General features: G+C 74.0%; 19 protein-coding genes. 4 read left to right on the top strand and 15 right to left on the bottom strand.

Features of this window, described 5'->3' with window-relative positions; translation table 11 throughout:
• Positions 1 to 4: 4 nt before the first annotated feature.
• From LBW97_RS09890 to egtA, 9 genes are all read right to left on the bottom strand, one after another.
• A complete protein-coding gene (locus LBW97_RS09890) occupies positions 5 to 1,237 on the bottom strand; it encodes an MFS transporter (RefSeq protein WP_224499256.1) in 1,233 nt (410 codons plus the stop codon).
• Between the two features lie 357 nt (positions 1,238 to 1,594).
• A complete protein-coding gene (locus LBW97_RS09895) occupies positions 1,595 to 3,106 on the bottom strand; it encodes a sodium:alanine symporter family protein (protein WP_224499257.1) in 1,512 nt (503 codons plus the stop codon).
• On the bottom strand, positions 3,106 to 3,543 hold the full coding sequence (locus LBW97_RS20415) for a universal stress protein (RefSeq protein ID WP_224499258.1): 438 nt from the start codon (positions 3,541 to 3,543) through the stop codon (positions 3,106 to 3,108). The genes LBW97_RS09895 and LBW97_RS20415 overlap by 1 nt, the downstream gene beginning before the upstream one ends.
• Before the next feature lie 101 nt (positions 3,544 to 3,644).
• Positions 3,645 to 4,622, bottom strand: coding sequence for a hypothetical protein (locus tag LBW97_RS20420; RefSeq protein ID WP_224499259.1), 978 nt, complete (start codon positions 4,620 to 4,622; stop codon positions 3,645 to 3,647).
• Positions 4,623 to 4,680: 58 nt separating this feature from the next.
• The gene (locus LBW97_RS20425; RefSeq protein ID WP_224499260.1) at positions 4,681 to 5,874 is read right to left on the bottom strand and encodes an MFS transporter; all 1,194 of its coding nucleotides are present in this window, start codon (positions 5,872 to 5,874) and stop codon (positions 4,681 to 4,683) included.
• A 34-nt stretch (positions 5,875 to 5,908) separates the two neighbouring features.
• Entirely contained in the window at positions 5,909 to 6,886 is a 978-nt protein-coding gene (gene egtD, locus LBW97_RS09915; protein ID WP_224499261.1) for an L-histidine N(alpha)-methyltransferase, read from the bottom strand.
• Entirely contained in the window at positions 6,883 to 7,587 is a 705-nt protein-coding gene (egtC, locus tag LBW97_RS09920) for an ergothioneine biosynthesis protein EgtC (RefSeq protein ID WP_224499262.1), read from the bottom strand. The genes egtD and egtC overlap by 4 nt, the downstream gene beginning before the upstream one ends.
• A 2-nt stretch (positions 7,588 to 7,589) precedes the next feature.
• Positions 7,590 to 8,879 carry an ergothioneine biosynthesis protein EgtB gene (gene egtB, locus LBW97_RS09925; protein ID WP_224499263.1) on the bottom strand — a complete coding sequence of 430 codons (1,290 nt, stop codon included), beginning with the start codon at positions 8,877 to 8,879 and terminating at the stop codon, positions 7,590 to 7,592.
• Positions 8,876 to 10,132: an ergothioneine biosynthesis glutamate--cysteine ligase EgtA gene (gene egtA, locus LBW97_RS09930; RefSeq protein ID WP_224499264.1), complete on the bottom strand. Its 1,257-nt coding sequence runs from the start codon at positions 10,130 to 10,132 to the stop codon at positions 8,876 to 8,878. Before egtA ends, egtB begins: the two co-directional genes overlap by 4 nt.
• Before the next feature lie 222 nt (positions 10,133 to 10,354).
• Here egtA and LBW97_RS09935 point away from each other — a divergent pair, with 222 nt between their 5' ends.
• Positions 10,355 to 10,990 (top strand): hypothetical protein, encoded by a 636-nt coding sequence (locus LBW97_RS09935; protein WP_224499265.1) that lies wholly within the window; start codon positions 10,355 to 10,357, stop codon positions 10,988 to 10,990.
• Between the two features lie 76 nt (positions 10,991 to 11,066).
• Entirely contained in the window at positions 11,067 to 11,354 is a 288-nt protein-coding gene (locus LBW97_RS09940) for a DUF4287 domain-containing protein (RefSeq protein ID WP_224499266.1), read from the top strand.
• Positions 11,355 to 11,360: 6 nt separating this feature from the next.
• On the opposite strand, the gene LBW97_RS09945 is transcribed toward LBW97_RS09940, so the two are convergent.
• Entirely contained in the window at positions 11,361 to 12,995 is a 1,635-nt protein-coding gene (locus LBW97_RS09945; RefSeq protein ID WP_224499267.1) for a glycoside hydrolase family 13 protein, read from the bottom strand.
• Positions 12,996 to 13,142: 147 nt separating this feature from the next.
• Between LBW97_RS09945 and LBW97_RS09950 the strand changes: the two genes are divergently transcribed.
• Entirely contained in the window at positions 13,143 to 14,375 is a 1,233-nt protein-coding gene (locus tag LBW97_RS09950) for a trans-acting enoyl reductase family protein (RefSeq protein ID WP_224499268.1), read from the top strand.
• Here the strand turns inward: LBW97_RS09950 and LBW97_RS09955 are convergent.
• From LBW97_RS09955 to LBW97_RS09965, 3 genes are read right to left on the bottom strand one after another with little or no spacing between them, the layout of a single operon-like run.
• The gene (locus LBW97_RS09955; protein WP_224499269.1) at positions 14,354 to 15,079 is read right to left on the bottom strand and encodes a DivIVA domain-containing protein; all 726 of its coding nucleotides are present in this window, start codon (positions 15,077 to 15,079) and stop codon (positions 14,354 to 14,356) included. The genes LBW97_RS09950 and LBW97_RS09955 overlap by 22 nt on opposite strands.
• Positions 15,076 to 16,215, bottom strand: a complete 1,140-nt coding sequence (locus LBW97_RS09960; protein ID WP_224499270.1) for a globin domain-containing protein — start codon at positions 16,213 to 16,215, stop codon at positions 15,076 to 15,078. The genes LBW97_RS09955 and LBW97_RS09960 overlap by 4 nt, the downstream gene beginning before the upstream one ends.
• 28 nt (positions 16,216 to 16,243) lie before the next feature.
• On the bottom strand, positions 16,244 to 17,503 hold the full coding sequence (locus LBW97_RS09965) for an FAD-binding oxidoreductase (RefSeq protein WP_224499271.1): 1,260 nt from the start codon (positions 17,501 to 17,503) through the stop codon (positions 16,244 to 16,246).
• Positions 17,504 to 17,739: 236 nt separating this feature from the next.
• Between LBW97_RS09965 and LBW97_RS09970 the strand changes: the two genes are divergently transcribed.
• Positions 17,740 to 18,774, top strand: coding sequence for an LLM class flavin-dependent oxidoreductase (locus LBW97_RS09970; RefSeq protein WP_224499272.1), 1,035 nt, complete (start codon positions 17,740 to 17,742; stop codon positions 18,772 to 18,774).
• Here the strand turns inward: LBW97_RS09970 and LBW97_RS09975 are convergent.
• Positions 18,771 to 20,315: an ATP-dependent DNA ligase gene (locus LBW97_RS09975; protein ID WP_224499273.1), complete on the bottom strand. Its 1,545-nt coding sequence runs from the start codon at positions 20,313 to 20,315 to the stop codon at positions 18,771 to 18,773. The two genes, LBW97_RS09970 and LBW97_RS09975, sit on opposite strands and share 4 nt — an antisense overlap.
• A gap of 47 nt (positions 20,316 to 20,362) precedes the next feature.
• Positions 20,363 to 21,601 (bottom strand): HNH endonuclease signature motif containing protein, encoded by a 1,239-nt coding sequence (locus tag LBW97_RS09980; RefSeq protein WP_224499274.1) that lies wholly within the window; start codon positions 21,599 to 21,601, stop codon positions 20,363 to 20,365.
• Between the last annotated feature and the right edge of the window lie 114 nt (positions 21,602 to 21,715).

Consider the following 21,715-nt stretch of genomic DNA (forward strand, 5'->3'; position numbering starts at 1 on the left):
CGGCTCAGGCCGGAAGCGACTCCCGGCTCGGGTCGAGCACCGGCTCGGGGCGACCGGCGCGGCGACGCCGCAGGCGCACGCCCGCGATCGCCGCGAGGGCGAGGACGACGAGCACTGTCGCGTAGACCTCGGTGACGGTCTCCAGGGGAACGGAGCCGGCGACGGCGCCGGCGATGATCGCGGGCACGCTGAAGCTGAGGTAGCCGACCACGAAGATGCTCGACATCAGGCCTGCGCGGTCCGCCGGCGCCACTCCGGCGCTGGCGGTGGCGACCGCGCCGAGGAAGGCCAGGCCGAAGCCGACGCCGGAGACCACGGCGGAGATGAAGAGCGCCACGGTCTGCACGGTCAGCAGTGCGCCGATCGTGCCGGTGACACCGACGGCGAAGATCGAGGCGCCGGCCACCATGGCTCGCTCGTGGGCGAGCGTGCGGCCCATGACCGCGCCGATCGCGGCCGATCCCTGCATCGCCAGGACGAGGAGGCTGCCGACCAGGTGGTCCTCGATCCCGAAGACCGAGGCCGCGACGGACGGGCCCAGGGACAGGTAGAGCCCGCCGAGCGCCCATGCGGCGAGGAGTACCGGCAGCACCGCGACGAACGCCGGCCGCTGGGAGCGGGGGACCCGCACCGTGGGACGCAGCGAGGCGAGTGCACCCGGGGCACGGGGCGAGGTCTCGGGGAGGAGCGACACCGTGGCGGCCGCCAGGACCAGGGCTCCGGTGAGGGCGATGAACACCCATCGGGTCGGCTCGGCCACGAACTCGACCACCACGCCGGCGCCCACCACGCCGATCGACAGGCCGAATCCCGGCGCCGCACTGTTGACCAGGGCGCCCAGGGGCTTGTCGGGGCGCTGGGTGTCCAGCAGGGCCGCGCCGAGCGTGCCGGTCAGGGCACCCATGGAGATGCCCTGCAGCACGCGGGCGGCCAGCAGCCATCCGACGCTGTCGGCGCTGAGGAAGACGACCATCGCGACGGCCTGCAGGAGGAGGCCGCCGACGAGCACCGGCCGGCGGCCCACGTGGTCGGAGAGCCCGCCGACCACCAGCAGCGCCGCGAGCAGGGCCATCGCGTAGATGCCGAAGACCGTGGTCAGCATCCCTGGCCCGAAGCCGAACTCCTCCTGGTAGACGCGGTACAGCGGCGTCGGGACGCCGGAGGCGGCGAGCACGAGCAGCAGGATGCCGGACGCCGTCCAGAAGGCAGGGGCTCTGGTGAGCGTCGGGGTCGGCACAAGTGGTGGCAAGGGTCGGGCACGCGCGGGCATTCCCCACCCGGCGTGTCCGTCAGCCGGCTCGGGTGGTCACCGGTTGTTCGGCGACCTCTGGAAGATCAGGATCTCGGTGCCGTCGGGCCCCAGTTCTGCAGCGTCAGCAGCGGAGTCAGCCGCTCCAGCAGCTGCGGGCCGAACATGCCCTCCAGCCGCTCGCCCGAGAGCTCGTCGGGAGCGATCCCAGCGCTTGCAGCTGCTGCACGACGCGGTGTCGCAGCACGAACCCCCAGGTCGGAGCCCAGTCCACAGATCAGCGGCCGGCGTTGACAACGGGTGGGCAGCCGGTGTCGCCAGCGGCGGCGTCGCCGGTGCGCCGACTCAGGTCCGCTCCGCGGCCGGCACGATCTCGCCGGTCTCGAGGCGCTCGCGGTAGCCATTGATCTCGCCCTTCACCACCCGCGCCAGGATGTAGAGCCCGATCACGTTCGGGACCGACATCAGGAAGATCATGCTGTCGGAGAAGCCGATGACGGCGTCCAGCGTCGACGAGGCACCGATGACGACGAACAGGCAGAAGATCAGCTTCCACGTCCGGTCGACGATCATCGACTCGCCGAAGAGGTACGTCGCCGCCTTGAGGCCGTAGTAGCTCCAGGCCAGCATCGTCGAGTAGGCGAAGAGGATCACCGCGATCGCCAGCACGAGCGGGAACCAGCCGGCCACCGTCTCGAACGCCGCCGACGTCGTCTCCACCCCGGGAGCGCTCGAATCGTCGGCCCAGGTGCCGGTGATCACGATCGCCAGCGCGGTCATCGTGCAGATGACGACGGTGTCGATGAACGGCTCGAGCACCGCCACGTGCCCCTCGGTGGCCGGCTCCTTCGTCTTGACCGCCGAGTGCGCGATGGCCGCCGAGCCCAGACCCGCCTCGTTGCTGAACGCCGCCCGGCGGAACCCCTGGATGAGGACGCCGACGACGCCACCGAAGCCCGCCTCGGGGCTGAACGCCTGGGTCACGATGTCGGCGAGCGCACCGGGCACCTGACCGAGGTTGGAGAAGAGCACCGCCAAGCAGGCGACGACGTAGAAGACCGCCATGAACGGCACCAGCTTGTCGGTGACCCGGGCGATGCTGCGGATCCCGCCGATGATCACGGCCCCGACCAGCAGGGCGAGGACCAGCCCGAAGACGGCGCCCGCCGCGCCGAAGCCGAGCGGGCCGTCCTCGCCGCCGGTCACCGACTGCGCCTGCGAGAACGCCTGGTTGGCCTGGAACATGTTGCCGCCACCGACGGCCCCGCCCAGCGTGAAGATGCAGAACATGACGGCGAGGACCTTGCCCAGGGTCCCCAGCCGCGGGCTCTTCTCCCGCAGCCCCTTGGTCAGGTAGTACATCGGTCCGCCGGAGACCCGGCCGTCCGGGTACTCGTTGCGGTACTTGACCCCGAGCGTGCACTCCACGCCCTTGGTGCACATGCCCAGGAGCCCGGCGATGATCATCCAGAAGGTGGCGCCCGGCCCGCCGAGCGAGATGGCGACGGCGACCCCGGCGATGTTGCCCAGCCCGACGGTGCCCGAGACGGCGGTCGCCAGCGCCTGGAAGTGGGTGACCTCGCCGGCGTCGCGCGGGTCGTCGTACTTCCCGCGGATCAGCCGGATCCCCTGGGCGAAGGCGCGGAACTGGAATCCGCGCAGGTAGACGGTGAAGAAGAGCCCGGCGATCACCAGCCAGACGACGATCAGCGGCAGCTCCACGCCGTCGCCCACGAAGTCCAGCGGAACCGCGTAGAAGACCACGCTGGTGATGGCCGTGGAGATCGGCTCGAAGAAGCCGTTGACGCTCTCGTCGAAGCCGGCGGCGAGGACGTCCGCATCTGGCTGCGGGGGCATCACGGCACCACCAGGACGGGGACGGAGGAGAGCTGGATCAGGCTGCTCGGCGTGGAGCCGAAGAGCAGGGTGCGCACCCGGCTCTGGCCCACCCGGCCCACGGTGATCCAGGCGGCGTCCCGCTCCCGGGCGATCGCCACCAGGGTCTCGGCCGGGTGACCGTGGCGGACGAGGCCCTCCACCTGGAGCCCCCCGGGCACGGACAGCCGCTCGACCACCGGGTCCAGCACGCGTTCGTGCGCCGCCCGCACCTCGCGTTCCTTCTCGATGGACCTCCGTTCGTTCTCCTCCGCCGTCGTGAAGGAGTACGGCGACCAGGGGACGACGCAGGCGAGCACGAGCCGGAGCTCGTGCCGCCTGGCCGCGTCCGCGCCGGCGTCGGCCGCACGGTTGCTGGAGTCGCTGCCATCGAGCCCTACGACGATCGATGTGGACACTGATCCACCCCCGGCCTGTCGGCGTGCGGGGAACGGTAGTGAGGATCGGGGTCCCTGTGCACCTCGGAGCGCGCGGCACCTGTCGGCGCCGGCCCGTCCGGCTAGTCGAGCACGATGAGCAGGTCCTCGCTCTCGCGCCCCGGGGCCCGGTCCAGCCACTCGTGCACGACGCGCAGCGCCTCGTCGCCGTCGCCGGACATGCCGAGCCGTCGGGTCCCGTCGGCCGGGATCTCCGGCTGGTGCTCGTGGTCGTGGACGAGGCCGTCCGAACAGGCGCGGCACACGTACCCGACCTCGGTCGTCCAGTCCTCGACGGTCAGCCCCGCGCGGTCGAGCGCCTCGCGGAGCTCGGCGACGTCGTCCGGCGTGCCGCGCACCTGGAGGCTGAGCGTGGGTACCGGGGAGCGCTCCCAGAGCTCGATCTCCTCGAAGACCGGGAAGTCGTCGCCGTCCACGTTGCGGGTGCCGTGCGGCTGCCCGTCGATCAGCACGACGTCGCCGTACCGGTGACCGGAGTCGGGCGTCGGGACACTGGTGATCCGGATGCGGGCGGGGTCCAGCCGCCACCCCCACACCACCTCGGCGTCGCCGGCGCGACCGTCGATCTCCAGATCCCGCTGGCCCATGTAGCGCACCGGCGGGTTGAGCCGCACGACCGCCGGGCCCAGGTCCGCGTCGACCGGTTCGTCGCCCGTACCGCCCACGTCGATCCCGTAGGCGGCCCAGGCCCGACGGGCCGTGGCCCAGTCGCGACGGGCGGTGGCGGCGGTGCCGAGGTTCCAGGCGGCCGGCTCCTCCTCGCGTTCGTCCTCGGGGACCAGCGCCAGAGCCCGCGAGTTGAACTCCTGGGCCGCCGGCCAGTCGCGCCGCCACTTGGCGAGCAGTCCGCGGTCGAACCAGAACCCGGCATCCTCCGGACGGCGGCGCAGCACCTCGGCGGCGACGGCGTCCGCCTCGGCGGCGCGCGCCCGGTCGGCCTCGTCGTCGTCCCCGGCGGAGAAGTCGAACTCCTCGTAACGGTCGAGCAGGTCGTCGAGCGACCGCGCCGAGAGGGGACCGTTCGAGGAGGAGGTGGCCACGGCGCGAATTCTGCCGGGAACGGCGGTGTGAGCAGTACGCCCGATCGGGTCGTTCCCCTCAGCCGCGCCGACCGGCCAGGACGCCGGCCACCGCCACGGTCACCACGCCGGCGGCGACCACGGTCAGCAGCCCAACGCGCAGGCTCGCCGCATCCGCGATCACGCCCACCAGCGGGGGAGAGATCAGCAGCCCCGCCCTCAGCAGCCAGTTGATCATCGACAGCCCGGCGCCGGGCGGCAGTCCCGGGAGGCGGTCGGCCGCGGCGTAGGCCGCCGGCACCAGGGTGGCGACGCCGAGCCCGGCGACCGCGAACCCGGCGAGCGTTCCGGGGATCGAGGGGAACGCCAGCGCGGCGCCCATGCCGAGCGCGACCAGCACTCCGCCGACCCGGGTCACCGCCCGCTGGCCGAACCGGTCGACGACGCGGTCGCCGGTCAGCCGGCCCACCGTCATCGTCGTCTGCAGGGCCACGAGCCCGAGCCCCGCCGTCGCGGCGCCCGCCCCGAGGTCCTCGCGCAGGTAGATGGCGCTCCACGAGGCGCCCGCGTCCTCGACGAAGACCCCCGCCGCGGCCAGCAGGCCGAACGCGCCGAGCAGCAGGAGCGAGCGCGACCGCGTGCTCAGCGCCCCGCCGGCGGCAGGCGCTCTCACCTCGGGCGCCCGGTCGTCCTCGTCGGCCCCCGGGAGCATGGCCCGGGACGAGACGAGCGCGACGGCCGCGAAGAAGACGCCGACCCCGCCCAGGTGCCAGCCCAGCGGCACGTCGAGCCCGGCGGCGGCCGACCCGATGAGCGCGCCCGCGACGGCGCCCACGCTCCAGAGCCCGTGGAAGGCGTTGAAGATCGACCTGTCGTAGCGCCGCTCGACCCGCAGGCCGTGCGCGTTCTGCGCGACGTCGACCAGCGCATCCACCGCGCCGACCACCAGGAGGACGCCGGCCAGCACGGCCCACGACGGCGCGACCGCCACCGCGCTCATCAACGCGGCGAGCAGCACGAGCCCGTAGACGGCCACCCACCCGGACCCCAGCCGCCGGATCAGCGGCGCGGACCACAGCGCCGCCAGCAGCGCTCCGGCGGGGGCGGCGGCGAGCGCGGTGCCGAGCGCCGCGTTGCTCAGGTCGAGGTCGGCCTTGATCTCCGGCAGCCGGGGCAGCACTTGCGCGTAGAGCACCGCGTTGACGAAGAACCAGGTGCCGACGGCGGCGCGGGCGGCCCGCGGCGGGGCGGAGACCGGAGGGGCGGACGGCACCGGCCGATCCTCCCAGGTGCCGCCGACACCCCTCTCAGCCGGCGGCGACCGGCCGGGAGAGCGAGACGCCGAAGTCGCCGGCCGGATCGGTCCACCAGTCCGTGAGCCGCAGCCCCGCCGCGGCCAGCTCCGCCTCGACGGTTCCGCGGCGGAACTTCGACGACACCTCGGTGCGCATCTCCTCCCCGGCGGCGAACCGCACCTCGAGGTCCAGCGCCGCGATCCTGACCCGCTGGTCGCGCGAGGACCGGAGCCGCATCTCGATCCGCTCGCAGGTCTCGTCCCAGTGCGCCACGTGCTCGAAGGCGGCCGGGTCGAAGTCCGCGTCGAGCTCCCGGTTCAGCACGGCCAGGACGTTGCGGTTGAACGCGGCGGTGACCCCGGCCGAGTCGTCGTAGGCGCGCAGCAGCCGGGCCGGATCCTTCACCAGGTCCGTGCCCAGCAGCAGCGAGTCGTCGGGTCCGAGGGTCGAGGCGAGCTCCGCCAGGAACGCCGCCCGCGGCACGGGCTCCAGGTTGCCGATCGTCGAGCCGAGGAAGGCGACCATCCGGCGGCCGTCGGTGGGGAGGGTGCCGAGGTGGCGGGTGAAATCGCCCATGACCGCCGCCACCTCCAGCCCGGGGTACTCGGCGGTCAGCGCCGCTCCCGCGGCCTCCAGCACCGAGCGGTCGACGTCGAACGGCACGAACCGGCGCAGCGTGCCGGCGTCGCGCAGGGCGCTGAGCAGCAGCCGCGTCTTCTCCGACGTCCCGCTGCCCAGCTCCACCAGGACGTCGGCGCCGGAGGCGGCCGCGATGCCCGCGGCCTGCGCCTCGAGCACGGCCCGCTCGGCGCGCGTCGGGTAGTACTCGGGCAGCCGGGTGATCTCGTCGAACAGCAGGCTGCCGTGCTCGTCGTAGAACCACCGGGGCGGCAGCGACCTGGGCTGCGCGGTGAGCCCCGCCAGGACGTCGGCGCGGAGAGCCGCGTCGGCGTCGCCGGGGGAGAGGTGGCTGGTGAGGGAGAAGGTCACGCGGCGTCCTGCCGGTCGAGGGGGGTGACGGCGATGCCGTCGGCGGTCACGACGACGAGGGAGCGGTCCGGGACGTCGGTCCAGGCCGGGTCGTCGTCCCACGGTTCGCTGGCCAGCGCGGTGCCGTCGGGGGTCACCAGCATCGAAAGGGTGTCGCCCCAGCTCGTGGCCAGCAGCCGGGCGCCGTCGGCGGCGAGCAGGTTCAGCCGCGCTCCGGGGTCCGCCTGCCCGACCTCCCGGACGACGTCGCCCAGCGCGTCCAGCCCGCGGTCGAACACCAGCGCCGCCAGCAGCGCGCTGTCGACGGTGGACTCGGCGTCGCGCACCGCGGGCAGCACGTTCCGGTCGACCCGCCCGTTGTGCGAGAGCAGGACCCGCCCGTCGGTGAAGGGCGCGGCGGCGCTCTCCTCCAGCGGCATGCCGGCCGTGGCCGACCGCACGGCGGCGACCACGCAGCCGGACGACAGCGACGGCGCCACCGAGGCGAAGGACGGCTCGGCCCACAGCGGCCGGGCCGATCGCCAGCGGGCCGGCGCGGCGCGACCCGGCGTCCAGAAGCCCACGCCCCAGCCGTCGGCGTTCATCGTTCCGTGCCGCTGCCGCCGCGGCGCATAGGACTGCACGAGCAGCGAGGACGGCGGTTCCAGCACCAGCTCGGCCAGCGTGCGGGGCCGGCCGAGCCAGGCGAGGTGTCGGCACACGGTCAGGCGTCCCAGGCCAGCCGGAATCCGCTGAAGATCTGCCGGCGGATCGGGTGGTCCCAGTTGCGGAAGCTCGGCCGGAGGGTCGAGGCCTCCACCGACCAGGCGCCGCCGCGCAGCACCCGGTAGTCGCCGTCGAAGAACGGCGCCGAGTACCCGGCGTAGAGCATGGGCTGAAAACCCGGCCACGGGCGGAACGGTGAGGAGGTCCACTCCCACACGTCGCCGAGCAGCTGCTCGGCCCCGTACGCCGAGGCTCCCCGCGGATAGGCGCCCACCGGAGCCGGGCGCAGTGCTGTTCCGCCCAGGTTGGCCAGCTCCGGCGTCGGCTCCGTCGATCCCCAGGGGTACCGCCGGCGGCGCCCGGTCGCCGGATCCCAGGCGGCGGCCTTCTCCCACTCCACCTCGGTGGGCAGCCGCGCGCCCGCCCACGCGGCGTACGCCTCGGCCTCGAAGAACGTCACGTGCTGCACCGGCTCGTCGGGCGGCAGCTCCTCCGTCACGCCGAAGCGCACGCGGGTGCCGTCCGGCCCCCAGAACTCCGGGCGCTCCAGCCCGGCCGCGGTGCGGTGCTCCCAGCCGCGCGCCGACCACCAGCGCGGCGTCCGGTAGCCGCCGTCGGTCACGAACGCCGCGTACTCGGCGTTGGTGACCGGCACCCGGCCGATGCGGAACGCCGGGACGTCCACCTGGTGCGCCGGGCGTTCGTTGTCCAGCGAGAACGGCTCCGTGGCCGCGCCGACGCCGAGCAGGAAAGAGCCGCCCGGCACCGGGACGGAGGTGCCCGCGACGCCGGGGCGTCCGGCGGGCAGCGGGCTTCCCGGCCCGAGCAGCGCGGCGCCGGGGCGCAGGGCCAGCGCCTGGAGCATCGTCTCGTCGTGCTGCTGCTCATGGCTGACGACCATCGCGAAGTCGAACGGGTCGTCGTCCGCACCGAGGCGCTCCAGCCGGTCGAGCACCCGTCCGCGCACCTCGCGGCAGAACGCCCGGGCCTCCACCGGCGGCAGCAGGGGCAGCCGTGCCCGGACGGCGCGGGGATGGGTGAAGGCGTCGTACAGCGCCTCGACGTCCGCCGGGAGCAGCCCCTCCCGGCGGCCGTCGCCGGCGCGCAGCAGCCACAGGTCCTCCTGCTGGCCGATGTGCGCCAGGTCCCAGACCAGCGGGCTGAGCAGGGGCGTGTGCTGCTGCAGCAGCACCGGCTCGTCGTGGTCGGTGAGCAGCAGCGTGCGGTTCCGGGCGGACTCGAGGTCCCGCGCGAGGCGTTCGCGGACCTCGGGCGACGGGGAGGTCATGGGCGTCCTTCCGGGAGGTCGGTGGCGGCGCGGAGCACGGCCAGCGGATCGGAACCGCCGGCACGCTCGAGCAGGGCGTCCCCGGGGCTCTGCCCCCGGATCACCAGCTCCAGCAGGGAACCGACCTCCGCGGACAGGGCGGGCGGGGTCGCGTCGAGGGCGGCGGTCAAGCACGCGACCGCGGCCGTCCGCAGGGCGGCGTCGGCCAGCCCCAGCCGGGCGGCGTCGCTCCAGCGGCCGGCCACGGGAGCGCAGGCGTCGGCGGCGCGGCCGGCGGCGACCGGGTCGTCCATCAGCGTCGTGGTGACGGCGGCGAGCGCCGGCCACCACGGCTCGGGAGCCGTGTCCAGGTACCGGATCTCCAGGTAGCCGCGGAGGCGGACGGGCGGGAAGAGCGTGGTCAGGTGGTAGTCGACGTCCGCCTCGGTCGCCGCCCTGCCGCCCAGGCGGCTCTCGCCGGTCACCCAGTCCGCCAGCGGCACCCGGGCACGCACCGGCTCGGCGGTGCCGGTGACCGGATCGCGGACCAGCATCACCGGCGCGGCGAGGGCGTAGGCGGCCCACTCCGCGGCCGGGTCGTCGCCGGTCAGGACCGGACCGCAGCGGGCCGAGTCCAGCTCGCCCCAGATCTGCTGGCGGGTCGAGCGCCATCCGCCGGGGCGGCCGGCCGCCAGCGGCGAGCACGCCGACACCGCGACCAGCACCGGCCCCAGCCGGTGGGCGAGTGCCAGCCGGTCGGACCACCCCGCGGCCGGACCGGCGTCCAGGTTCACCTGAAGCGCGGCCGTCGAGGTCATCATGCGGGCGCCGGCGTCGGCGCAGCCCACCGCGGCGAAGTGGTCCTCCATGGCGGCGTAGCGGGCGGCGCGGTTGACCCGGCGGGGCGGGCGCAGCGGATCGGTGCCGATCAGTGCCAGGGCCAGGCCGTCGGCCGCCAGCGCCGCGGTCAGGGTGGCGTGGTCGGCGCGCAGCCCGAGCACCGCGGCAGCGACATCGGGGGCCGGAGGCGCGGACAGCTCGACCTGGCCGCCGGGTTCGACGGTGATCCGGCTGCCACCGGGCAGGGGTCCGCAGGCGTCGACGGAACGGGTCAACCGGTCCCAGGCCACCGGCTCCCCGGGGGAGAGCGGATCGAGGAGGTGGCTCTCCAGCTCCAGGCCGACGCAGCCGAGCGGACCGTCCCGCAGGGCGGAGCCGGCGATGTGGGCAGCAGCGGCGTCGAGGCCGATGCCCTGAGCGTGCGACGTGGTCATGGAGACCACCCCCTCCAGGTCCGGACCGGTCGGGATCGACCGCGGGTCGGTGCGGGGGCGACTCGGTGGCCGCCGTCCACGTGCGGGTCCATTGACCCCCTGCTGACGGGTCCGGGGCAAGCCCTGGCGCCGTCGTCGTGCAGGTCTTCGGATCCGGAGCCCGATCCGGATGTGTCGATGCCGACGGATTGCGCCGGGCGTCTCGAGGGGTAGCCGTCGGCCGTGGACACGCGTCGGGTGGTGCTGGGGGACTGGACTCCGCTGGTCAGGGACGGGATCGACGTCCTGCGATTGCTGCTGGTGGGCGGCGCGGTCTGGTACGCGCTCGCCGGCGACAGCGGATCGGCCGCGGTCCTGGCCGTCATGGCGGCGGTGACGCTCGCCGCCCGTGCGGTGAACCTGCCGCGGGTCTACGACCTGTCGGTCACGGTGGGCATGACGCTGCAGGGCTTCGGCGAGGTGTGGGGCCTCTACGACCGGTTCGTGCGCTTCGACGACCTCGTGCACGTCACGCTGCCGATGCTCACCGCGCCGGTCGTCTACATCGCGCTCGCGCGGCTCGACGTCGTCCCCGATCCCCGGCAGGAGACGCACCTGCGGCACTACGTGGGCATCGCCGTCGTCACCGCGGCACTGGGCATCACGATCGGCGCCCTCTGGGAGATCTACGAGTGGCGGTCCGACGCCTGGCTGGGCACGAACCTGTCCGAGGGCAACGACGACACCAACGGCGACCTGGTCCGGGACAGCCTGGGCGCCGTCGCCGGAGCGGCGCTGCTCGTGGTGTGGGCCCGGTTCGGCTGGGGGTCGGTGCGCCGCATCCCCGGGGTGAACACCCACGAGGAGGTCAGCGCCTGAGCGATGAGTTCTGCCGGCCGGGAGCGTCGGCACTCCGACGACCCGCTGCGACGCCCCGCTGACCTCAGGAGCACCGATGTCCTTCCAGGCCTACCTCGACGCCATCGAGACGAAGACGGGCAGGACCCCGCGCGAGCTGCTCGACCTCGCCGCCGACCGCGGCTTCGGGCCCACCAGCAAGGCCGGGGACGTCGTCGCATGGCTCGCCGACGAGCACGGCATCGGTCGCGGGCACGCCATGGCCTTCTTCTCCGTGCTGAAGAACGGCCCCGCGATCAGCGACAAGCACGTGGGCAGCACCGGCTCGCACCGCGACGAGTCGACGGTGCTGCACCTGGACGGGAAGGCGAACCGGCCGGGTTGAGGCCGGTCAGTCCTCCGCGATCCAGACGGCGGTGTCGGCCGGCAGCGCCAGCGAACGGCGGGACGTGTGCGTGACCTGCGGCGCCGAGGAGAGCAGCAGCGTGCCCGCCGTCCGGACCAGCACCGGGTGGTCGCCCATGTTGATCACGCACCGCACCGAGCGGCCCTCCGCGGTGCTGCGCACGGTGAGGACCTCACCCCGGCGGCTCACCGTCGCCTCGCCCGAGCCCAGCGCGGGGTGCTCCGCGCGGACGGCGAGCGCCTGGCGGTAGAGGTTCAGCATCGACCTGTCGTCGCGGGCCTGACGGGAGACCGCGTAGCGCCGCCAGTCGGCCGGGATCGGCAGCCACGGCTGGGCCGAGCCGCGGGGGGAGAAGCCCACGCCCGGAGTGGCGTTCCACGGCATCGGCACGCGGCAGCCGTCGCGGCCGCTGCGCTCGCCGCCGCTGCGGTGGAAGATCGGGTCCTTCTTGGCCGCGTCCGGCACGTCGGCCTGGGGGAGGCCCAGCTCGTCGCCGGCGTAGATGTAGGCCGAGCCGGGCAGGGCGAGCTTGAGCAGGGCCGCCGCCCGGGCGCGGGCGTCGCCCACCTCACCGCCGCCGAAGCGCGTCACCTGGCGGTCCTTGTCGTGGTTGCCGAGCACCCAGGAGACCGGCGCGCCGACCTTGCCGAACGCGTCCAGCGCGCTGCGCACGCCGTCGGCGAACGACTCGGCCGACCAGCCGGACTTCAGCAGCCGGAAGGAGAACGCCTGGTGCATCTCGTCGGGCCGGGAGTAGAGGGCGATCTCCGCCGGGTCGGCCAGGCAGACCTCGCCGACGAGCATGGTGCCGGGGTACTCGTCGCACACGGCGCGCCAGCGGCGCCAGACGTCGTGCACCTCGGGCTGGTTCCAGGTCATGGCCTGCTCCGGGCCGTGCCCGAACAGGGTGGGGGAGTACTCGCCCGGGTTGTTCCGCAGGTCGGCGTCCTTGAACAGCCCGTAGGCGACGTCGACGCGGAACCCGTCCACCCCGCGGTCGAGCCAGAAGCGCAGCGTGCGCTCGAAGTCCTCGGCGACGGCGGGGTCGCGCCAGTTGAGGTCGGGCTGCTCCGGGGCGAACAGGTGCAGGTACCAGCGGCCGTCCGGGGTGCGGGACCAGGCCGGCCCGCCGAACAGCGAGCGCCAGTTGTTCGGCGGCTCCTCCGACGCGGGCGCGAAGTGGTAGCGCGAGGCCTCGGGGGAGTCGGGGTCGGCCAGCGCGGCCTGGAACCAGGGGTGCTGGTCGGAGGTGTGGTTGGGAACGACGTCGAGCAGCACCTTGAGGCCGAGGGCGCGGGCGTCCTCGACGAGGGCCTCGAGGTCGGCGACGTCGCCGTACTCGGGGTCGACGGCGCGGTAGTCGCTGATGTCGTAGCCGCCGTCGGCGCCGCCCGAGGGGTAGTGCGGGTTGATCCAGAGCGCGTCGACGCCCAGCCAGTTCAGGTACGGGAGGCGGGCGCGCAGGCCGGCCAGGTCACCGATGCCGTCGCCGTTCCCGTCGGCGAACGAGCGGAGGTAGACCTGGTAGACGACCGCGTCGCGCCACCAGGGGGACGCCGCCTGCTCGGGAGCGAACTGCCGCCGAGTCGAGGACCGCACCGTTGCGAGCCGAGCTGCCATGCGCCCTCAATCGGCAGGATCGGCCGCCGACTTGTGCACCCCTGGGTGCCGAGTGACCTCTGTGATGGACCGTGACCTGCCCGTGACCTGGCCGGGATCGAGGTCCGCCGTCTGCCGGGACGCGCGGCACAGGACAGGATGGGGCCCATGGCAGCGGACGGTGCACGGACCTTCGACCTCGTCCTCTACGGAGCCAGCGGCTTCGTCGGGCGACTCCTCGCCGGCTACCTGGCCGGATCCGCCCCGGACGGGCTCCGGATCGCGCTGGCCGGACGGTCGCGAAGCCGGCTGGAGGAGGTGCGGGCGGGGTTGCCCGCGGGCGGCCGCGACTGGGCGCTCGTCGTGGCGGACTCCACCGACGCCGAGTCGCTGCGCGCACTCGCGGAGAGCACCCGGGTCCTGGTCACGACCGTCGGCCCCTACGCCCGGTACGGCCTGCCCGTGGTGGAGGCCTGCGCCACGGCCGGCACGCACTACGCCGACCTCACCGGTGAGGTGCTCTTCGTGCGCGACGCGATCGACCGCTACGGCGCCGTCGCGGCGGAGACCGGCGCGCGCATCGTGCACGCCTGCGGCTACGACTCCATCCCGTCGGACCTGAGCACCTTCCTGCTGGCCGAACGGGCGCGGGCCGACGGCGCGGGAGGCCTGCGCGACGTGCAGCTGGTCGCGACGGCGCGCGGCGGGTTCAGTGGCGGGACGATCGACTCGATGCGCGCGCAGGTGGAGGCGCTGCAGGCGGACCCGGCGCTGCGCCGCGTGGTGGGCGACCCGTTCGCGCTGAGCCCGGAGCGGTCGGCGGAGCCGGACACGCGGCAGCCACGGGACGCCGGCCTGCCCGCGCGGGCGCCGGACGGGCGGTGGACGGCGCCCTTCGTCATGGCGCCGTTCAACAGCCGCATCGTGCGACGGAGCAACGCGCTGCAGGCCTGGGCCTACGGGCGGGGGATGGCCTACGGCGAGGTCATGGGCACCGGCCGCGGGCCGCTGGGTGCGGTCGCCGCCACCGGGATCACCGCCGGGCTCGGCGCCGTGCTGGGCGCCATGAGCCTGGCGCCGACCCGCGCGCTGCTGGACCGCGTGCTCCCGGCGCCCGGCACCGGGCCCGGCGAGGCGGCCCGGGAGAAGGGCTGGTTCCGGATGGTCGTCGACGCCACCGCCGAGGACGGTCGCCGCTACCGGGCGACCGCCGCCGGCCCGGGTGACCCCGGCTACGCGGCCACCGCCGTCATGCTCGGCGAGAGCGCCCTGGCCCTCGCCGTGGACGGCGACCGCCTGCCCGCCGTCGCCGGCTCGCTGACGCCGGCGACGGCCCTGGGCGAGGTGCTCGTGGAGCGGCTGCGCGCCGCCGGGCACACCTACGAGGTCGCGGAGGTCTGAGCCGGGTCCTCCGCCGCGGTGTTGGCGACGAACGTCGTCGGACGGTCCTGCTCGCCCTCGGGCGCTGAGCGCTGGGCCGGCGGACGGGGCGGGGCCGGCAGGGCGCCCGGATCGGCGGAACCCCACTCGTGCTCGACGTCGCTCAGCAGCGCCTCCAGGTAGGAGCGCAGCTGCGTCCGGCACGCCTGGCCGAACGCCTTGAGGTAGGCCACCCGCTCCTCGAGCTCGGCCACGGTGCGCCCGCCCGCGTCGGAACCGGCGGGGGCGGGGCCGGTCAGCCGGGCCGCGGCCTCCTGGGCGGCCTGGAGGATCGCCCCCGCGTTCTCCCGGGCCAGCCGGACCGCCTCCTCGTACTGCGCGCGCGCCTCGCCGGTCACCGCCCGGCTGAACGCCTCCGCCTCGGCCACGTAGTTGTCGGCCGTCTGCTGGGCGCTGGCGAGGATGCGCACCGCCTGGTCGCTGGGCGGCTCGGACGCTGGGGCGCCGTCCAGCTGCGCCTGCAGGGTGCGCACCTGTTCGCGGAGCTGGGCCTTCTCGGCGATGTGCCGGGACAGCCCCTCGGCGGCCCGGTGCATCACCCGGTCGACCTCGCTCTCGACGTAGCCCGGGTGCAGCATCGAGGCGCGCGAGAAGCGCACCTGCTGCAGGTCGGCGGGCGTGAGCCCCCGGTCGGCGTTCCCGGTGCTGCTCGCTGCGCTGCTCATTCGGTCACCTCTCCGTCAACACTGGGCCCCGGTCGGCTGGGGGCGAATACCTCGCTGGACATGCGGTTCGGTGGAACGCCGTGCTCGCGGAGCCGGGACACCGTCTCCGCGACCATCGGTTCGGGGCCGGCGATGCAGACCTCCCGGCTCGTCCAGGGGCCGGCACGGAGGACGACGTCGGCGACCGGTCCCTGCGCCAGCTCCGACGTCGGGTCGTCGGAGACGGCGAGGGTGACGGTCAGCCACGGGTTCTCCTGCGCCAGGCGTTCCAGGTCGGCCCGGTCGTGCACCTGGTCCTCGGTGCGGAACCCGGCGAACAGGTCCACCCGCCGGGGCGGACCCTGCCGGGCGACCTGATCGACCATCGCCTTCAGCGGTGCCACGCCCATCCCACCGGCGACCAGCAGCAGGTCCCGGTCGGACTCCGGGTCCAGGCCGAGGTGGCCGACCGGCGGTCCCAGCCGGAGCACGTCGCCCACTCCGACGCTGCGCACCAGCGCGGAGCTGACCGGGCCGCCGTCGCGGGCCTTGACGTGCAGCTCGATCAGCCCGTCGGGCCGCGGGGCGTTGGCGGGGGAGTAGTACCTCCACAGCCGGGGCCGCAGGTCGCTCTCCAGGGAGAGCGACTGCCCGGCGAGGTAGTCGTAGCGGGTGTGCGGCCGGATCCGCAGGACGGCGACGTCCACGGTGCGGCGCTCGTGCCCGACGACGTCGGCGTCCCACCACGGGGGCGAGCCCGCCGCCTCCTCGGCCGCCTGGATCATCACGGTGGCGACGACGTCGTAGGCCTCGGCCCAGCTCTTGGCCAGCTCCGGGTTCCACTCGTCGTCGAAGTGCTCGAGCGTCGCCAGCAGGCTGGCCCCGGCGGCCGGGTAGTGCGCCGGCAGCACCCCGAACTTGCGGTGGTCCCGGCCCAGCTGCTGGAGGATCGGCACGAGCGCGTCCAGGTCGTCGACGCGGGTGACGACGTCGCCCAGTGCGGCGAAGAACCGGTCCCGCTGATGCGCCATCGAGACGGGGAACATCTGCCGGGTCTCGGGATGGCTGAGGAACAGGTGCGAGTAGAAGTACAGCGGCGCCTCGTCGCCGGTCGCCGCTGCCTTGGCGAAGTTGGTGCGCATCGCGGGGATGTCCACGCGGATCTCCTCGGGTGGATGCGGCCGGTCAGCCGACCGCGGCGGCGTGCCGGCCGGGAGCCTCGGCCCCGGGGCTCTCCTCGGTGGCGAGGTCGGCCTGCCAGAGGTCGGGGCCGAACACCTCGTACTGGATGTCGCGGGCGGCGACGCCCCGGTCGAGCAGCGCGCTGCGCACGGCCTGCATGAACGGCAGCGGGCCGCAGAGGTAGTAGAGCGCCCCCTCGGGCAGGTCGACGGCGTCGAGGTCCATCGCCCCGGCGTGCACCTCGGCCGGCAGGCTGCTCGCGGCGCCCCGCTCGAACCAGACGTGCGCGGTCCCGCCGGACAGCGCGCGCAGGTCGTCGAGCACCTGGGTCCGCAGCGCGAACGACTCCTCGTCGACGTCGGCGTGCAGCAGCGTCACCGGCAGCCGCGAGCCCGCCGCGGCGAGGTGGGACAGCATCCCGGCCATCGGGGTGATGCCGATCCCCGCGCTCGCGAAGACCACCGGGCGGCCGGAGTCGTCCAGGACGACGTCGCCGAAGGGCACCGACAGCGTCAGCCGGTCGCCGACCTGCACCCGGTCGCAGAGGTGGTTCGACACCTCGCCGTCCGGCTTGTCGCCGCCGTGCACCCGCTTGACGGAGAACTGGCGGTGCTCGTCGTCGTCGGCACGGGTCAGGCTGTACTGCCGGGGCTGGCGGACGCCGTCGGGCATCGGCACCTGGACGGTCACGTACTGACCGGGCAGCGAGCTCTTGACCAGGCGGTCGGAGACCTTGCGCATCCGGAAGGTGACGACGTCGGCGGTCTCGGAGACCTTCTCGGCCACCTCCCACTCCCGCCACACCGTCTCCGGGCGCACCCCCCGGGCGCTGTACAGGCCGCGCTCCTGGTTGATCAGGGCGTAGGCCATCAGCCAGTAGACCTCGTCCCAGGCGGCGGCGACCTCGGGGGTGACCGCGGTGCCGAGCACGTCGACGATGGCCCAGAACAGGTGCTCGTGGACGACGTCGTACTGGTCCGGCGTGATGCCGAGCGAGGCGTGCTTGTGCGCGATGCGCGAGAGCAGGTGCTCGGGCAGCTGCTCGGGCACCTTGAGCAGCGACGACGCGAAGACCGCCACCGAGCCGGCGAGGGCCAGCTGCTGGGTCCGCTCGGCCTGGTTGCCGCGGTTGAAGACGCCGTCGAAGAGCTCCGGGTGCTCGCCGAAGAGGTGGGCGTAGAAGCGGGTGGCGATCTCCTCGATGTTGTCGGCCACTGCCGGCAGCGTCGCCTCGATCACGGGACGGGATCGGTCAGAGAGCACGTGTCCTCCTTGCCAGTCGACTTGCCCCCCGCTGGCGCGGTCACGTTCCGCTAGGCATCCGCTACCCGGAGATCAGTGATCGATTCGTCCGAAATCCCGTCGGGCGTGTCGCGACCGGCGTCAGGGCACCCCACCGGCAGGCCCGTCCGGTGGGCGGCGGGGTTGAATGCTGGACGACCCGCGGGGGTCGGCGGCCGGCCGGTCGACGTCCCGCCGCAGGACCTGGGAGGAACTCCATGCACCTCGGCGTCGACAGCTTCGTCTCGGCCGTGACCGACCCCGCCTCGGGCCGGCTGATCGGCCCCGAGGAGCGGATGGGGCACCTGCTCGAGGAGATCGAGCTCGCCGACCGGGTGGGGCTCTACTCCTTCGGCATCGGCGAGCACCACCGCAGCGAGTACTACGACTCCGCTCCGCCGGTGATCCTCGCCGCGGCGGCGGCGCGCACCTCGCGGATCCGGCTGGGCAGCGCCGTCGCCGTGCTCAGCGCCGCCGACCCGGTCCGGGTCTTCCAGCAGTTCGCGACCCTCGACCTCATCTCGAAGGGCCGCATCGACCTGGTGGTCGGCCGCGGCTCGTTCACCGAGGCGTTCCCGCTCTTTGGGCTGAGCCTCTCCGACTACGACGAGCTGTTCGCCGAGAAGCTGGACCTTCTGCTCACGATCCGGGACTCCGAGCACGTCACCTGGTCGGGCAACCACCGGCCGCCGCTCACCGGCCAGGGCATCTATCCGCGACCGCTGCAGGACCCGCTGCCGATCTGGGTCGGCGTCGGCGGGACGCCGGAGTCCTTCGCGCGGGCCGGGCTGCTCGGCCTGCCGCTGATGGTCGCGATCATCGGCGGCGAGCCCCGGCAGTTCGCGCCGCTGATCGACCTCTACCGCCGGGCGGGCGCGCACGCCGGACACCCGCCGGAGCAGCTGCAGGTCGGCCTGCACGTGTTCGGCTTCGTCGCCGAGAGCACCAAGGCGGCCGCGGACACGATCTTCCCGGGCTGGAACGAGCTGTTCACCAAGGTCTCCCGCGAGCGCGGGTTCGCCGCACCCTCGCGGGCGCAGTTCGACGCGACCAGCGGCCCCGACGGCGCCTTCTTCATGGGCGACCCGGAGGCGGTGGCCGAGAAGCTGGTGCGGATCGCCGGGCAGCTCGGGGGAGTGGACCGGGTGGCCATCCAGATGACCAACCCGCGGCTGGCGCACGCCGACCTGCTCCGCGGCATCGAGCTGCTGGGCACTGAGGTCGCCCCGCGCGTGGCGGCCGCGACGGCCTAGGGCGCGCCGGCCAACAGCGCCCGCACCGCCTCGAGGGTGTCGGCCTCGGCCGGCGTCTTGTCCGGCCGGTAGCGCAGCACCCGCGCGAAGCGGAGGGCGACGCCGCCGGGGTAACGGGAGCTGCGCTGGGCGCCGTCCACGGCGATCTCGACCACCAGCCCCGGCTCGAGGAGCACACCCCAGGGCGTCTCCTCCCGCGCGTGCCCGGGGAACGTGGCGGTCTGCCAGTCGAGCAGCTCGTCGGTCATGCCCTTGAACGTCTTGCCGACCATCACCGGCTCGCCGCCGTCGGGGTCGCGGGCGCCGAGGTGGATGTTGGAGAGCTTCCCGGTGCGTCGGCCGTAGCCCCACTCCGCGCCGAGGACGACGAGGTCGAGGGTGTGCACCGGCTTGACCTTCTGCCAGGCCTTGCCGCGCCGGCCGGCTGCGTAGGGCGCGGCGAGGTCCTTGACGACGACCCCCTCGTGCCCGTCGTCGAGCGCGTCCTCGAGCACCCGGGCGGCCTGCTCGGCGTCCGGTCGGCGGGCACCGGGCATGCGCAGCGGGGCGTGGGCGTCGTCGGCGAGCAGCCCGGCGAGGGCGTCGAGGCGGACGTGCAGCGGCTCGTCGAGCAGGTCGCGGCCATCGAGGTGCAGCAGGTCGAAGAAGAAGGGGCTGAGCAGCACGCCGGCGTCGTCGGCGTCCGTCCCGCTGCTGCCGAAGCGGCTCATCGTGTCCTGGAACGCCCGCGGCCGGCCGTCGTCGTCCAGGGCGAGGGTCTCGCCGTCCAGGACGACGGTGCGGCAGGGGAGTGCCCGCACCCGCTCCACCAGCTCGGGTACGCCGCCGGTCACCTCCCGCAGCGATCGGGTCCAGACGCGGACCTCATCGCCGGCCCGGTGCACCTGGATGCGGGCGCCATCGAGCTTGAACTCCACGGTCACGTCGGGTCCGAGGTCGGCCAGCGCGGCGTCGAGTGAGGAGCCCGGGCTGGCCAGCATCGGGCGCACGGGCCGCCCCACCTCCAGGCCGACGGCGGCCAGCGCTGCTGCGCCGCCGGAGAGCGCCGTGGCGGATGTGATCGGCAGGCTCCCCGACAGCATGAAGGCCCGACGGACGTCAGCAGCGGGGACACCGGACGCCGCGGCCACTGCCTCCAGCACCACCCCCTCGAGCGCGCCCTGCCGGAGCTCGCCGGTGATGAGCCGGACGAGGAACCGCTGCTCCTCTCCGGTGGCGCCCGAGAGCAGGCCGCGCAGCAGCTCCTCCCGCCGCGCGGCCGACCCGGGACCGGCCGTGGCGGCCAGGTCGGCGAAGGCGGTGTCGACGGCGGCGACCGACAGCGATGACTGCGCTGCGGCGCCACCGGTCAGCGCGGCGAGGGAGCGCCAGCCGACACCGAGCCGGCGCTGCAGCGGCTCGCCGGAGAGCCAGGCGGTCACAGCCGGCACCTCGGCGGCCTCGGCTCGGCGGAGCATGTCCGCGATCACCGTCGCCTTCGCCCTGCGAGCGCGGGTGGCCGCCACCGCATCGGACGCGGTCACGACCTCGGCGAGCAGCATCCCGTCATGGTGTCAGCCGATGCCGACGGCGACGGCGTCGCGACCGGTCAGCCGGCGCGGGTGGTGACCTGCTCGTCGGTAATCCGCGGGAGGATCAGGATCTCGGTGCCGTCGGGTCGGTAGGTGTGCCATCGGCCGGATTCGTCGCGTTCGATCCGGAATCCGTGGTGGACCTTCGTATGGTGGCGTTCGCACAGCAGGGCGAGGTTGTGCAGGTCGGTGTCTCCGCCGTGGGCCCAATGGACGAGGTGGTGGGCCTCGCACCAGTGGGCCGGGGCGTCGCAGCCGGCGAAGACGCAGTGCTGGTCGCGGGCGGTGAGTGCTCGCCACAGGTGGGGTGGGACGATCCGGTGGCTGCGGCCCTGTTCGAGGGGTTGGCTTTCGGGGCCGATGACGATGCGGGTGACGTTGCCGTCGCAGGCCAGCCACCGGGCGCGTGCGGCGGAGATCGTCGCGCCGAACCCGAGGTCGGCGGTCGCGTGGGCGGTGTCGGAGCCGACCAGGTCCTCGATCGGGATCGTGACCACGACGTGCGGCTTGAAGGTGCGCAGCGTCGGCAGGGTGCCGGCGGCGAGCTGGTTGTCACACAGCTGGACGAAGGCGTCGGCCTGCTGCTGGGCGCGGGTTCTCAGATCTCCGGCGGGCCGGTTGGCCTGCACGATCGACTCGACCGCGGCCATCGCCTTCTCCCCGCCGACCGCGTCCAGTTCCAAGCGGCCGGTCACGGAGCCGTCGGAGTGCTTGGCCCAGGTCAGCGACCGCTGCTCGGTGGGGTCGGGTTCGGGGCCGTCGGGATCCAGCCGGTCGAGGTAGTGGGAGACCGCGGTGCGCAGCTGCGGGTGGAACTGGGTGCGGGCAACGTCGGCGAGCAGCTCCTCGACCGCGACCACATCGACGCCCTGCTCGGCGGCGGCCGTCAGGTTCTTCGGTGCGGCGGCCGGCGCGATCACCGACACCGCTTCCGCCGAGATCGTGCCGGCGGCGAACGCGGTAGCCACCGTGGGCAGGTGCTCCAGCGCCCGGCCGTTGCGCACCAGATGACCGGCTGCGGACTGCGACATCCGGGCGTGCCCGCGCAGCCAGGACGCCATCGACGCCTTGCCGTCGAACTCCGCCGCATCGGCCAGTTCGCACTGCCGCACGGTCCGCGCCACCTCCGCGGCGATCCGGTTCTGCAACGTCAGCAGCGGGCTCAGCCGCTCCAGCAGCTGCGGGCCGAACATCCCCTCCAGCCGCTCACCCGAGATCTCGTCGAGCAGCGACCCCAACACCTGCAGCTGCTGCACGACACCTCCCGGACGACTCGAACGTATGTACGAATCCTAGCCGAGATGGCCCGAGCGTGCAGCAGGAATCCCCAGGTCAGGGGCTTGTGCACAGGTTTGTGATGAAGCTTGACA

Source organism: Blastococcus sp. LR1 (genome assembly GCF_020166105.1).
Taxonomy (GTDB): domain Bacteria; phylum Actinomycetota; class Actinomycetes; order Mycobacteriales; family Geodermatophilaceae; genus Blastococcus.